This window comes from Sphaerisporangium perillae, from assembly GCF_023276435.1.
GTDB lineage: Bacteria > Actinomycetota > Actinomycetes > Streptosporangiales > Streptosporangiaceae > Sphaerisporangium > Sphaerisporangium perillae.
On sequence record NZ_JALLPO010000048.1, the window covers coordinates 51,267 to 65,304 of the forward strand.

Consider the following 14,038-nt stretch of genomic DNA (forward strand, 5'->3'; position numbering starts at 1 on the left):
GACGCCGGCGTCCAACGGAAATTGGAGTGAGGTATGACCACCGCGCTGGCCGAGCCCGATCTGATCATCCGCCCGTGCCTCCCGCCGTTCGGAGGCATCTTCGATCTGCCCGGCAGGGAGACCCCGGTCGCGACCCACATGCCGCACGGGCCCTTCGAGAACCTCGAGGAGCACCTGCACGAGCACCTGCCGCACCTGCACATCAGCTACGGGTTCGAGATCGCCCAGCACAAGCTGGAGGACCTGCCCGAGAGCACCCATCTCGAAGTCGTGATGGCCATCAAGAAGGAACACCGGGTCGACTGCAACCCCATCTTCGTCAACCGCAAGAACGCCGGCGAAGGCGAATGCCTGAAGATCGGCGGCGAGGACGTCCACTGGATCCACAGCGAGGAGACCGCGCGCAAGGCCACCGAGCTGTTCGCCCGCACCGGCCGGCGCCTGCCCGAGGACATGTACTTCTCCGGGTTCTTGACCAGCACCCCCGACGAGCGCGAGACCCGCGCCTACACCCGCGAGGAGCTCTTCGAGGCGATCGGCACCGGCCTGCTGGTGGAGCAGCACTTCCAGGCCACCTGGCTGCAGCCGAGCGAGGAGCCCATCGACCCCTACGACGTGATCATCTACCTGGGCAGCACCGACACCAGGTACCACACGTTCTTCCGCCTTCCGGCGATCGTCCCGCTCGGCGCGTCCTGAGCCTCCCCCGCGCGTATCACGGTCCGGCGCCGGCGTCGCGGCCCGGACCGTGATACCTCCCCCTGTTCGGTCCACCATCGACAACGGCACGGGAGTGATCGTCATCATGTCCGAGATCACCATGACGGGCACGCTGATGGGTGTGCGGAGGTCACCCGGCAGCGACACCACCGAGGAGATCGTCTACATCGACGTCGAACAGCGTCCCGGTGGCGGCCCCGCCACGCCCAGCATGGTGAGCGTGCTGGAGCAGCGGGGCAGGCGCGTCGCCGGGTACCTGCCCTGGATCAACTACTACGACATCGACGAGGCGGCGCGCCGCGAACCCGGCGTCTGGAGCACCGTCGAGCCGGCCGAGCGCTACAGCGCCCTGGTCGAATGGCGGCCCTACGGGCTGCGCACCGGCGGCCGCGCGGCCTCGCTGGAACTGGCCGGGCTGCTGGCCGACCTCGCCCAGACCCCGGCCAAGCTGCGCCGGACCGCCGGCATGGTCGGCGAGGACGCCGAGACGCGCCCGGAGCCGGCCGAATGGTCGATCACCGAGGTGGCGGTGCACGTCATGGCGGCCGACTCGATCATGGCGCCGCGCGTGCTGCAGATCCTCGCCCAACCGGGCCTCACCCTGCCCGACATGGACGTGAACGAGGTGCAGCGGATCCTCGCCCGGGCAAGGACCCCGCTCACCGACCGGCTGGCGGGCTTCGAGGCCCGCCGCAAGGAGTGGATCGCCGCCCTGGACCAGATCACCAAGGACGAGCTGGAGTACGCCGGAGAGCACACCCGCGACGGGACGATCACCATCCTGGACATCTGCCGCGCCATGTCCCTGCACGAACTGGAGCACAAGAAGCAGACCGAGTCGATCGCCACCCGCCTCGGCTACACCCTCGGCTGATGTTCCGCCGCGCGGACGTCCCCGCCGGGCTGGGCCGGCCGTACTACGTGTTCCTGCTCGCGCAGTCGGTCTCCAACCTCGGCTCGGCGGTGTCGCTGGTGCTGGTCCCCCTGATCGTCCTGCGGCTCACCGGGTCCCCGCTGAGCCTCGGGATCGCGATGGCGGTGGAGTTCCTGCCCTATCCGCTGTTCGGCCTGGTGATCGGCGCGTACGTGGACCGGCTGTCCCGCCGCCAGGTCATGATCGCCGCCGACGCCGGGCGGATGCTGGCCGTCGCCTCGATCCCCGTCCTCGCGCACGCGGGCATGCTGGACGTCTGGTGGATCTACCTGGCCGGGTTCACGATCTCGACGCTGACGATCGCGTTCAACGCGGCCGAGTTCGCGGTCATGCCGGCGCTGGTCGGCCCGGACCGGCTGGACGCGGCCAACGGCCGGCTCTCGGCCGCCTACTCGGCGGTGGGGGTCCTCGGGCCGGCCCTGGCGGGGGTGTCCCTCATGGTCATGTCCGCCTCCACCGCCCTGCTCCTGGACGCCGGCTCGTTCGCCTTCTCGGCGTGCTGCCTGAGGTCGCTGCGCCGCTCGCTGCCCGAGCGGGTCGCCGCGGCCGGCCGCGAGCCCGTCCGGCACAGCATCGCCGGCGGGGTCCGCTTCGTGTTCGGCCACCCGGTGCTGCGCGCCTGCGCGATCCTGCTGGCCCTGACCAACCTGCTGGTGGGCGCGACCGCGGAGAAGCAGATCGTGACGCTGGCCAAGCAGCACTACCTCGCCACCGACAGCGCGGTGAGCTGGCTCTTCGTCGCCGCGGGCCTGGGAACCACGATCTTCTCGCTGCTCAGCGCGAGGCTCGCCAGGCGGCTGAGCGCGGCGCAGGCCATCTTGATCCCGTTCTTCGGCGGCGCGGTGTGCATGTTCTGCATCGGCGTCGCCGAATCCTTCCCCTCCGTCGTGGTGCTGTGGGCGCTCGGTTCCGGGCTCGGCATGTTCTTCGTCGTCAACCTGCGCACGCTGCGGCAGCGGCTCGCGCCCCCGCGGATGCTGGCGCGGGTGGTCACCGTCAGCCAGGTCCTGTCCTGGACGCCCGTGCCGCTCGGAGCGGTCCTCGGCGGGTGGGTGACCGCCCGGGCCGGGAGCGCGGCGCCGGTCTTCGCCGGGCTCGGGGTGATCCAGCTCGCCATCGCCGCCGCCTTCCTGCTCGGCCCGTTGCGCCGCGCCGACGCCTACCTGAACGTGCCGGCCGGGTCGGGCGTCTGAAACTCGCATCTGGGGGAGACGATGGAGCTCACCGAATTCCGCGGCCTCAGGATCGGCCTTCTCGACGCCGCCGAGGCGCTCGGCGGCGGCTGGGAGCCCCATCGCGACCGCCTGGACGTGGTGCGCGTGCCGGATCCGCCCGTCGAGCGGTGGCCCGAGCTGCGCCGGGCGGGGTTCCTGCCCAAGCCGTTCCTGGTCACCTGGATCGCCGGCACGGGCGCCTGCGAGGAGGAGTTCCTGACCCGACTCGGCCCCAAGGAGCGGCAGAACATCAGGACGGCGCGGCGGCGCGCGGCCGAGGAGGGCCTGGTGGTCCGCACCGAGCCGGTGGACCGGCGCCTGCTGGACAGGTTCCTGCCCCTGTACGCGAGCCGCGTCGCCGAGATGCGGCACGGGTGGGCGGTGGCCGCCGAGCAGAAGGCGGCGCTGACGCAGGCCGCGGACGAGCATTTCGCGGTGTCCGTCTACGACGGGGACGAGCTGGCCGGCTGCTGCCTGGGCTGGCAGAAGCCGCGCCTGGGCCTGGTCCACATCCGGTTCTCGGCGGTCGACCCGCGCCGCCGGGAGTCGAGCCTGGCCAGGGTGCTGTACCTGGCGGCCGCGCAGGTCGCCAGAGAGCGGGGCTTCACGGCGATCACCCTGGGCATGGACCCCAACGTCTACGGCCACATCGCGAAGCCGGGCCTGTTCGGGTTCAAGTGGCGTCTCGGCTTCGCCGGCGTCCCCTCCCAGCTCGTCGACCCCGACACCGGCACCGACCACGCCGACCTGCTGCTCGGCCTGGACCGGCTCTGCGATCCGTCCTTCTTCCTGGCCTACGCCGGCCCGCGCCCCGGCCGCGAGCTGCGCCTTGAGGTGTTCAGCTCGACCGGGAAGACGGACCTGCGCCCCTTCGAGGCGCCGTTCACCCGCGGCCGCACCCTCCACCTCATGTCGTCTCGCTCGGCTTCAGGCGCCGGGACGCCGGCTCGGGGGTGAGGTGAGTGAGTCCTCACTCGAACTTGACGGAGTGAGGACTCACTCCGTAGGTTTCAGCCATGCCGACCCTGCCACGCCGGCGCCCCGCGCCGCCCGCCCCTGAGCCCCCGCCCACCACGGCCACGACCGTCCCGGCGGACGACCCCTACGAAGACCTGCCGGCCGCCCGCCGCCGGCTGCTGACCATCACCCTGCTGAGCTGCGCCTTCCTCGGCATGCTCGACGGCACCGTGACCGGCACGGCCATGCCGCGGATCGTCACCCAGCTCGGCGGCACCGACACCTGGTACGTGTGGGTGGTCACCTCCTACCTGCTGACCTCCACCGTCACCGTCCCGCTGTACGGCCGCTTCTCCGACCTGTACGGCCGCCGCGCGCCGCTGCTGCTCGGGCTCGGGCTGTTCCTGGCCGGTTCGCTCGCCTGCGGCATGGCCCCGTCCATGACCACGCTGGTCGCCTTCCGCGCCGTCCAGGGCGCGGGCGCGGGGGCACTGCTCACCGTCAGCATGTCCATCGTCCGCGACCTGTACCCGCCCAGCCGCATGGCCGGCATGGTCCGCATGCAGAACGTGATGGCCGGCATGCTCGTCGCCGGGATGCTCAGCGGTCCGCTGGTCGGCGGCGTGCTCGCCGACCACGCCGGGTGGCGCTGGGCCTTCCTGCTCAACCTGCCCATCGGCCTGGCCGGCGCCACCGTCCTCGCCGTCCTGCTGCCCCGCGCCCCCTCGAAGGCCGCCGGCGCCGGCCGGGTGGACCTGGCGGGCATCGTGGCGCTCACCTGCGGGCTGTCACTCGTGCTGCTCGGGCTCAGCCTCAAGGGCAACACCGAGCAAGGCCGGGTACGGGCACTGGGCGATCCGATGGTCGGCCCGCCCCTGATCGCCGGCGCCGTGCTCCTGGCCGCCCTGATCGTGGTGGAACGGCGCGCCGCGGGGCCGATCCTGCCGCCACGGCTCTTCGCCCACCGCACCTACACGGCGATCGTCTCGGCCGGGTTCTTCTTCCAGGCCGCCGGCCTGCCCGTGGGCATCTTCCTGGCCCTGTACCTGCAGCAGGTACGCGGCTACTCCGCCACCTTCTCCGGGCTGCTCCTGCTGCCGATGCTGGCCGGCATGGTGGCCGGCAACCGGCTCACCTCCACGATCGTCATGCGCACCGGGCGTCCGAGGCCCGCGCTCCTGGCCGGTGCCGCGCTGCTGACCGCCGGGAGCCTGCCCTTCCTCACCCTCGGCGCCGCGACCCCAACGTTCATGATCGCCGTATGGCTGCTGCTCATCGGCCTTGGCACCGGGCCGGCGATGGGCGGCGCGAGCATCGTCGCCCAGAACAGCGTGCCGCGCCCCGACATCGGCACCGCCACCGCCGGCTCGATGCTCACCAAGCAGCTCGGCGGCGCGGTCAGCCTGGCCTGCGGCCAGTCACTGCTCTCCCACCTCACCGCCGGCCCGGCCGGCGCCGCCGCCATGACCGGCGCGATCGGCACCACCTTGGGGTGGATCGGCGGTCTCGGCGGCCTGCTGGCCCTGACCTCGATCCTGCTCATGCCGGAGCTTCACCTCACCGGCCCGCCGGCCGCCACACCAGCCGCAGATGGCGGCCCGCTCGCGGGGAAGGCCGACGGCGGGTGATCGGATCGGGGCACCCGGCGGGCCGGGGCGGATCACCGGCGGGGGCTGGTCCTCCTGCGCGGCCGGGAGGAGCCCGGCTTCGCCGGGGTGCCCGCGGCGGGCCAGTGCGCCGGGCGGGTCAGCGACGGCGGCAAACGGGTGGCGGTGTCGCCCTTGGCCGCGTTGACCTGGGACTGGGTCAGGAAGACGCTGCCGGTGAGGTCCGCGCCGGCGAGGTCCGCGCCCCGCAGGTCGGCCCCGATGAGGTCGGCCAGCCGCAGATCGGCGCCTCTGAGGTCGGCCCCGATCAGGTACGCCCCCCGCAGGTCGGCCCCCCGGAGATCGGCGCCCTTCAGGCCCGTCCCGATCAGGTCGGCTCCCCTGCGGTCCTTCCTGCGGCCCGGGGCCTCGGCGCGCACCAGTTCGCTGGTGCGCAGCAGCAGGACGTTGACCCGCTGCCGGTGCGCCGGCACGTCCAGCGCCAGCAGGTCCTCGGGGCCGCCGCGGGTGAGGCGGCCGATCCGGTCGAGCTCGAAGCGGATCTCCTCGTGCAGCGGGCGGGCCGGCCGGTAGGTCAGCGCCTCGGTGAGGTACCACAAAAGCTCGTGGAGCTGACGCATGATCGGGAACACCTGGAACATCTGCCCGGCGCTCCGCGGCGCCCGCCGCCAGTCCTGCCCGGCATAGGTGACCTGGGAGACCTTCTGCCCCGCGCCGAAGCAGTCGTAGGCGACGCAGCCGGAGAAGCCCCGCTCCCTGAGGTGGTCGTGGATGCCGCAGCCGAAGTCCGGCCGCAGGTTGGCACAGGGCCGGCCGGCGTCCTTGTCCACCGCGAAGTCCGCCGAGGCCGAGAAGGGCAGGGCGACGCAGCACAACCCGAAGCAGTCGCCGCACTCTCCGCGCAGCGCGAGGGAACCCCTGCCGGGGACGGGATGCGGATCTTCGTGCTCGTCGGGCACCGTGCCTGCTCTCCTCTCGCGCCACCGGCCCCGTGTCGCCGGACCGGTGTTACCAAGGCTACGGCGGAGCGGCCCCTACCTGGACCCGCGCGCACCCAGCCGGTTGGGGCCCGGCGGATGCGGCGGTTGAGGTACAGTTCCAAAGTCCTGTCGTCTCCGATAGAGGTGGACGTTGCTCATCTGAGGTCCGCGATCATCGCGCGGTACGGCATCGCCGTAGCCCGTCACACCGCGGCAGGCCTTGCCGCCCCGTGACCCGCGTGGATGCGACCTCGATGTATGAGCCGTCCCTCACCCTCCGGACAGCACACATCCCTCTCCCGGCCTGGTCGCCGCGTGATGCTCGCACACGAAGCCCCCGACCCACCGCGCGTGCGACTGCGAGAACACCATGGCCGACCCCACCACGCCCAGCACCTCCGTGACCTGTTCCGCCCTGTCCTTCCAATGGCCCGACGGCACCACCGTCTTCGACGGGCTCTCCCTCAGCATCCCCCGGGGCCGCACCGGCCTGGTCGGCGGCAACGGCACCGGCAAGTCCACCCTCCTGCGACTCCTGGCCGGCCGCCTCCACCCCTCCCACGGATCGGTGACCGTCGGCGGCGACCTCGCCTACCTTCCGCAGAACATCACCCTCGACACCACACTGCGCGTCGACCAGGCTCTGGGCATCGCCGAACGGCGCACCGCGCTACGCGCCATCGAGGCCGGAGACGTCGGCGAGCAGAACTTCGAGACGATCGGCGACGACTGGGACGTCGAAGAGCGCGCCCTCGCGACACTCGGCACCCTCGGACTCGGCGACGTCGAACTGGACCGCACCGTGGGCCAGATGTCCGGCGGGGAGACCGTTCTGCTGCGCCTGGCCGCACTGCTGCTGGAGCGCCCCGACGTCCTCCTGCTCGACGAGCCCACCAACAACCTCGACCTGTTCGCCCGCCGCCGCCTCTACGAGGCCGTCGACTCCTGGCGCTCCGGCGTACTCCTCGTGGTCAGCCACGACCACGACCTGCTGGAGCGCGTCGACCGCATCGCCGAGCTGCGATCCGGATCCGTGAGCTGGTACGGGGGCGGCTGGTCGGCCTACGACGAGGCCCTCGCCACCCAGCAGGAGGCGGCCGGGCGAATGCTGAAAGCCGCCGAGGCCGACGTACGCCGCCAAAAACGCGAACTGGAGGAGACCCAGATCAAAATCGCCCGCCGCCAGCGGCACAGCAAGAAGATGGACGCCCAGCGGCGGGCCCCGAGAATCGTCGCCGGCGAACGCAAGCGCTCCGCGCAGGAGTCGGCGGACAAGCTCCGCGGCCTGCAGGAGGACCGTCTCAACGAGGCACGCGAGCGGCGCGAGGAGGTCGCGGACGCGATCCACAACGACGCCGAGATCCGAGTGGACCTTCCCCACACCGCCGTGCCCGCAGGCCGCACCGTCCTCACCCTGCACGACCTGCGCCTCCAGCACGGCAAGCTGCACCAGGGCGATCTCCACGTGCACGGACCCGAACGCATCGCGCTGGTCGGGCGCAACGGAGCCGGCAAGACCACCCTCCTGCGCACCCTCACCGGGGAACTGCCACCCCTCTCCGGCGAGGCCAAGACGTTCGTGCCGCTACGGTTCCTTCCGCAGCGCCTCGACGTGCTGGACGACGAACTGAGCGTCGCGGCGAACGTGGCCCGCATGGCTCCCGGGGTCACCGACAACCACATCCGCGCCCAGCTCGCACGCTTCCTGTTCAAGGGGGCACGCGCCGAACAGCCCGCGGGCACCCTCTCAGGCGGAGAACGCTTCCGGGCCGCCCTCGCCGCGACGATGCTCGCCGCACCGGCCCCGCAACTGCTCATGCTCGACGAGCCGACCAACAACCTCGACATGGCCGCCGTGCGGCAGCTGACCAGCGCCCTCGACTCCTACCAGGGCGCGCTCATCATCGCCGGCCACGACCTGTCGTTCCTGGAATCGGCCGGCATCACCCGCTGGCTGCTCCTCGCGGAAGAACTCCGGGAGACCACCGCCGAAGAGGTCCGCGACCTGCTCGCGTCGGAGGCCGGCTGACGACCCCTACACCCGCGAAGCCGCCTGCGGGCGAGGGAACAACCCGCGGGGCCGGCCCAGGACCGGCTTGGTGAAGCCTTTGGACGGCGTCGCCGCCTGCTCGGGAACCCGGACGGGCCCGGCGCCGCGCGCGGGCACGGCCCACAGTCCCCCGACGATGTCGTCGGGCTCGAACGGATGCTGCGATCGCGTGATCTCCAGGATCCGTCCCAGGATGCCCCGCACCCCGACGAGCCGCAGCGAACCGCCGGCCCCCGCCGCCCGCTCACGAGCGTCCAAGATCGCATCAAGGCCGGTGGAGTCACAGAACCGCAGATCCGAGACATCCACCGCGAAGTGCTTCTGTCCACGGCGCAGCAGATCGTCCACGCTGCCGGCGAGAAGGTCGGCCGAGGCCAGGTCCAGCTCGCCCGCCAGCACGAGTACCGCGACAGGTGGCCGGTAGGCGATGGACACCTTCAATTGTGCGGACATCTGTGCCCTTTCATCCGATTCGGGATGTAGGTTCGAACGCTACCCCTCGAAGCCCAAGCGACCGGTAACGTCGCCGGTCGACGCGCTTCCCAGAATGGTCGAGGATCCCGGGCCAACACCATCTGACCATCAACCCGGGCAAAGCCCCCGGCCACCACGGCCGGATTCACTTGCCCTTGCCCTTCCCGACGGCCTGGCCATCGTTCCCCTTGGCGGCCTTGCTCTCCTTGGCGGCCTTGCTCTCCTTGGCGGCCTTGCTCTCCTTGGCGGCCTTGCTCTCCTTGGCGGCCTTGCTCTCCTTGGCGGCCTTGCTCTCCTTGGCGGCCTTGCTCTCCTTGGCCGCCTTGCCTTCCTTGCCACCGGTGCCGCCCGAGGACTTTTCCTTGCCTTTCCCCGCTCCGGACAACCCCACCGGCACCACCTTCGACGCGGCCGACGTGGACGCCCGTTCCCCCTTCGCCCCCGGCCCCGGCCCGACTCGCTCCCCCGGCAGATCGGTCTCCCGCTGGGCCACCGGCCGCGCCATCACCCCCTCGCCCTGCTCCGGCCCCGCGGCAGGGGTGCCCACCACGGCCGCCGCAGGCGTGCCACCCGCCGAAACCGCCGCTCCCCGATCCCCCGCGGCCTGCGCATAAGCCAGCCCACCCACCGCCGTGCCACCCAGCACGATCATGACACCCGCCGCCGCGAAAAGCCTCCGCGGCCCGAGCGAAAGCACCGAACCCGGCAGCGAACCCGCCGAAAGCGGATCCGGAACCGGAACCCGCGCCGCCACCGGCTCACCCACCCGCCCGGCGGCGACCTCCACCAACCGCCGCGCCGCCTCACCCGCCGGCATCCTGGCAGCCGGATCCTTGACCAGCAGCCCTTCGATCACCGGCGCCAGCGCACCGGCATGGCGGCACGGCGGCGGCTCCTGATACAGCACCGCGGCCAGCGTCGCCAGCATGTGACCACGCTGGAAAGGCGACCGGCCCTCCACCGCCAGATACAACATCGCACCCAGCGACCACAGATCCGAGGCACGCCGCGCCGGCCCGCCCAGCGCCCGCTCGGGGGCGATGAACGCCGGCGTCCCCACCAGCATGCCGGTACGGGTCACCGGCGAATCGTCCTCCAGCGTCGCGATGCCGAAATCGGTCAGCACGGCATGGCCATCGTCCGCTATCAACACGTTGTCGGGCTTGACATCCCGATGGAGCACCCCCGCCTGGTGGGCCGCGCTCAGCGCCTCGAGCACCTGGAGACCGATCTCGGCGACCTGCCCGGGCGGCAGCGGGCCGTCCTCCCGCACGATGGCCCCCAACGTCCGGGACGGCACCAGCTGCATGACGATCCAGGGATGCCCCTCATCTTCGAAGACGTCGTAGACCGCCGCCACGCTCGGATGGCTCAACCGGCCGGCGGCCCTGGCCTCGCGGAAGGTCCGCGTCGTGAACAGCTCGCGCTCAGGCTCGCTCAGCTCGGTCGACCCGTGCAGCTCCTTGACCGCGACCTCGCGCTGCAGCAGCTCGTCCACCGCCCGCCACACGACTCCCATGCCGCCGCTTCCGAGCGGCTCGATCAGCCGGTAGCGTCCCGCGACCACCCGTTCGGACGTTCCTGATTCCGCCATGCGTTCATCGCTACCCCGCCATCGCCGTCACATTCGGACCAGCGGTTACACCAGGCCCAGCGGTCGTCCCGGATGGTCACAGTGGGCGAGGATTTTCGTGTTTCGGGGGTGTGGTGGATTTCTGTCCGATCCGCGCTCCTTTACATTGTAGATCACATCGCGGGGACGTCGCCGCGTTCCTGCGTCTACGGGCGCCCGCATCGCGCGGCGCCCGTAGACGGGTCAGGCCGGACCGCGGCGCGCCGGACCTCCGGTCAGCCGAGCCGCTGCCACAGCGCCGGGACGTTCGGCGGCTCCCAGCCCGTGAGGGCGGTGTGCGCCTGGATGCACCGGTACCGCACGCCGTTGTAGGTGACCTCGCTCCCCACCGCGTAGTAGGTGCCGGCGGCCCAGGTCCCGCTCGGGACCGTCACGGTCGGCGTCGGGGTGGGCGTGGGCGTGGGAGTCGGGGTCGGGGTCGGGGTCGGGGTGGGTGACGGAGTACCGCCACCGCCGCCGATCTGCAGGTCGATGCACGAGTAGAAGGCGTTCGTGGTGTCGGCGATGTTCCAGATGGCCAGGACCTTCTGCCTGCCGCTCCAGCCGGACAGGTTCACGGTGTGCGTCACCGTCGCGCCCGGCTGGCGGCCCTGGTCGTCGAACAGGGCCACCCGCGTGTTGCCGATGTAGTACTCCCAGGTGCTCGTGGCGTGCCGGGCGGTGAGCACCCAGTTGAAGGTGACGCTGGTGCCGACGGACGTGGCAGGCCACGGCTTGCTCTCGTCGCTGAGCTGGGCGAACCGGGCGACGCCGCCGTGGCAGTTGCGCTGGCCCTTCGGGCCTTCCACGCTCTGCGGCTCGTAGATGATGTCGCCGCAGTCGCTGACCCGCCCCTGGGCGCACATGGCCTGCCGGCTCGGCGGCGAGGACACATACCCGTGGGCCAGGGCGGGCGAGGCCGCGAACACCGTGATCCCTGCCGTCATCAGCGCCGTCGCGACCACCAAGATCGTTTTTCGCATGCCGGACTCCTTCGCTGGGGGTGCGGCAAACATAAAAGAAAGTTTCTTAAGAGTAAATAGCCTGGCGGGCACTTGTGACACACGTTGTCAAGGGTGTCCAGGGCCGTACGGCCGGTTGGAACGCGCGCATTGCGCCACGGGTTTCGCCCGTGCTAACACTGCCTCAACACGCCGGTGCGCCGCCGGGCAGGGCCGTACGGGCAGGTTCTTCACTCACCCCCCAGAGGGAGACCCGCTCATGTCCTTGCGAAGATTCCGACTGGCGCTGCCCGCCGCCCTGCTGCTGGCCGGCACGGCGTTGAGCGTCGTCGACGCCCCGGCCGCTCAGGCTGCGGGCGAGACCGTGAACGTCTGGCTCACCACGACCTCCGACTCGGGGGGCCGCACGGTGACCCGGGGGCTCCAGCAGCAGGCGCCCGTGGCCTTCGCGGCCTCCAGCCCCGCGGGCACCCAGACGATCAACGTCAACGAGAACACCGCCTACCAGCAGTTCGAGGGCGGCGGAGCGTCGTTCACCGACACCGCCGCATGGCTGATGAACAGTAGCGGGGCGCTCAGCCAGAGCACCCGCGACGCGGTCATGCGCAAGCTGTTCGACCCGGCCGACGGCATCGGCCTGAGTTTCGTGCGCAACCCGATGGGCTCCTCGGACCTCGCCCGCTACAGCTACTCCTACGACGACACCTGCTGCGACCTGTCGGGCTTCTCCATCGGCCACGACCTGGCCGACGTCGTCCCCCTCACCAAGCAGGCCAAGGCGCTCAACCCCGCCTTGAAGATCATGGCCTCGCCGTGGAGCGCGCCCGCGTGGATGAAGGACAACGACTCCTGGAGCCAGGGCTGGCTGGAGTCGCAGTACTACGGGATGTACGGCGAGTACTTCGCCCGGTACATCCAGGCCTACCAGGCCCAGGGCCTGCGCATCGACTACGTCACGCCACAGAACGAGCCCACCTGCTGCGCCGGGTACCCGTCGATGAACTGGAACACCTCCGGCCTGCAGTACTTCATCAAGAGCGCGCTGTGGCCGGCCTTCCGGACCGCGGGGATCACGACGAAGACGCTGGTGCTCGACTGGAACTGGGACGCCTACAACACCTGGGCGGCCCCGCTGCTCGGTGACGCCGCCATCAGGAACGACCCCCTGTTCGGCGGGATCGCCTGGCACGGGTACGGGGGCGACGTCGGCACCCAGACCGCCGTGCACGACCAGTATCCCGGCGTCAACGCCTACATGACCGAGCACTCGGGCGGGACCTGGATCTCCGACCAGCACAGGGAGGACATGAACAACCTGATCGACTACACCCGCAACTGGGACCGTAGCTGGATCAAGTGGAGCCTCGCCGTCGACCAGGGCCACGGCCCGCACAACGGCGGATGCGACGTCTGCACCGGCCTGATCACCGTCCACAACGGCGACGCCCGCCACGGCCAGGTCGACTACACGATCGAGTACTACACGATGGGCCACCTGACCAAGTTCGTGCGGCCGGGCGCGTACCGGATCGACTCCACCGCGAACGCCGCGGTGAAGAACGTGGCCTGGCGCAACCCCGACGGGTCCAAGGCGCTCATCGCCTACAACACCACCGGCAGCGCCCAGACGGTGAAGGTGACCTGGGGCGGCCAGTCGTTCACCTACACCCTGCCCACCCGGACCTCGGCCACGTTCACCTGGTCGGGCACCCAGTCGGGCGGCGGCGCCACCGGCCGGATCACCGGGTACGGCGGCAAGTGCGTCGACGTGGCGGGCGCGAGCAGCGCCAACGGCGCGCAGATCCAGCTGTACACCTGCAATGGCACCACCGCCCAGCAGTGGACCGCCGCCGCCGACGGCACCCTGCGCGCGCTGGGCAAGTGCCTGGACGTGGCGGCGGCCAGCAGCGCCAACGGCACCAAGGTCCAGCTGTGGGACTGCAACGGCACCACCGCCCAGCAGTGGACCGCCGCCGCCGACGGCACCCTGCGCGCGCTGGGCAAGTGCCTGGACGCCACCGGCCCCAGCTCCGCCGACGGCACCCCGCTGCAGATCTGGGACTGCACCGCGGCGCCCAACCAGAAGTGGGCGATCCAGGCCTGACCCCGGGGCCAACGTGGCTCTTGACTCGGAGTGGCCGGAGGGCGTTGAATCCACGTCAACCGAATAATTAAGAAACCTTCCTAAGAGTTAGGGCTGCCCACCTGGCTCGCGGAAGGGCCGCCCGAGAAGGGGCCCTCCTCCCGCTCCCCCATCCCCCACCGCCGTCACCGGCTCTCGTTCCAAAGGAGGCGACACCCCCCATGAACCCGGAACACTCCGGCCGTTTCCGCTCCCGCCCCCGCTCCCGTCTCGGCTTCCGGATGCTCCTTGGAGCCCTCGCGGCGGCCGTGGCCCTCATCGCGACCGGCCTCTCCCCCGCCTGGGCCGCCACCGGCCAGATCACCGGGTACGGGGGCAAGTGCGTCGACGTGGCGGGCGCGAGCAGCGCCAACGGCGCGCAGATCCAGCTGTACACCTGCAACGG

General features: G+C 71.2%; 11 protein-coding genes and 1 pseudogene. 8 read left to right on the forward strand and 4 right to left on the reverse strand.

The window, feature by feature from the left end; all coding sequences use genetic code 11:
* Positions 1-33 precede the first annotated feature (33 nt).
* The 5 genes from MYF83_RS35360 (at position 34) to MYF83_RS35380 (ending at position 5,453) form a co-directional block, all read left to right on the forward strand.
* The gene (locus MYF83_RS35360; RefSeq protein WP_248965109.1) at positions 34-699 is read left to right on the forward strand and encodes a hypothetical protein; all 666 of its coding nucleotides are present in this window, start codon (positions 34-36) and stop codon (positions 697-699) included.
* Positions 700-805: 106 nt separating this feature from the next.
* Positions 806-1,594 (forward strand): DinB family protein, encoded by a 789-nt coding sequence (locus MYF83_RS35365; RefSeq protein WP_248965110.1) that lies wholly within the window; start codon positions 806-808, stop codon positions 1,592-1,594.
* Positions 1,594-2,847: an MFS transporter gene (locus tag MYF83_RS35370; RefSeq protein ID WP_248965112.1), complete on the forward strand. Its 1,254-nt coding sequence runs from the start codon at positions 1,594-1,596 to the stop codon at positions 2,845-2,847. The genes MYF83_RS35365 and MYF83_RS35370 overlap by 1 nt, the downstream gene beginning before the upstream one ends.
* Before the next feature lie 21 nt (positions 2,848-2,868).
* Entirely contained in the window at positions 2,869-3,825 is a 957-nt protein-coding gene (locus MYF83_RS35375) for a GNAT family N-acetyltransferase (protein WP_248965113.1), read from the forward strand.
* 59 nt (positions 3,826-3,884) lie between these two features.
* Positions 3,885-5,453 carry an MFS transporter gene (locus MYF83_RS35380; RefSeq protein WP_248965114.1) on the forward strand — a complete coding sequence of 523 codons (1,569 nt, stop codon included), beginning with the start codon at positions 3,885-3,887 and terminating at the stop codon, positions 5,451-5,453.
* Between the two features lie 32 nt (positions 5,454-5,485).
* On the opposite strand, the gene MYF83_RS35385 is transcribed toward MYF83_RS35380, so the two are convergent.
* Positions 5,486-6,391: a pentapeptide repeat-containing protein gene (locus MYF83_RS35385; protein ID WP_372500337.1), complete on the reverse strand. Its 906-nt coding sequence runs from the start codon at positions 6,389-6,391 to the stop codon at positions 5,486-5,488.
* A 391-nt stretch (positions 6,392-6,782) separates the two neighbouring features.
* Here MYF83_RS35385 and MYF83_RS35390 point away from each other — a divergent pair, with 391 nt between their 5' ends.
* Positions 6,783-8,441, forward strand: a complete 1,659-nt coding sequence (locus MYF83_RS35390) for an ABC-F family ATP-binding cassette domain-containing protein (protein ID WP_248965115.1) — start codon at positions 6,783-6,785, stop codon at positions 8,439-8,441.
* Positions 8,442-8,447: 6 nt separating this feature from the next.
* Here MYF83_RS35390 and MYF83_RS35395 read toward each other — a convergent pair whose 3' ends face one another.
* From MYF83_RS35395 to MYF83_RS35405, 3 genes are all read right to left on the reverse strand, one after another.
* Positions 8,448-8,915: an STAS domain-containing protein gene (locus MYF83_RS35395; protein ID WP_248965116.1), complete on the reverse strand. Its 468-nt coding sequence runs from the start codon at positions 8,913-8,915 to the stop codon at positions 8,448-8,450.
* Between the two features lie 166 nt (positions 8,916-9,081).
* Positions 9,082-10,530 (reverse strand): serine/threonine-protein kinase, encoded by a 1,449-nt coding sequence (locus MYF83_RS35400; RefSeq protein ID WP_248965117.1) that lies wholly within the window; start codon positions 10,528-10,530, stop codon positions 9,082-9,084.
* Positions 10,531-10,784: 254 nt separating this feature from the next.
* Positions 10,785-11,531: a lytic polysaccharide monooxygenase gene (locus MYF83_RS35405; RefSeq protein WP_248965118.1), complete on the reverse strand. Its 747-nt coding sequence runs from the start codon at positions 11,529-11,531 to the stop codon at positions 10,785-10,787.
* Between the two features lie 238 nt (positions 11,532-11,769).
* Between MYF83_RS35405 and MYF83_RS35410 the strand changes: the two genes are divergently transcribed.
* A complete protein-coding gene (locus tag MYF83_RS35410; RefSeq protein ID WP_248965119.1) occupies positions 11,770-13,614 on the forward strand; it encodes a ricin-type beta-trefoil lectin domain protein in 1,845 nt (614 codons plus the stop codon).
* A gap of 200 nt (positions 13,615-13,814) precedes the next feature.
* A pseudogene (locus MYF83_RS35415) lies at positions 13,815-14,038 on the forward strand (hypothetical protein); the annotation flags it as partial.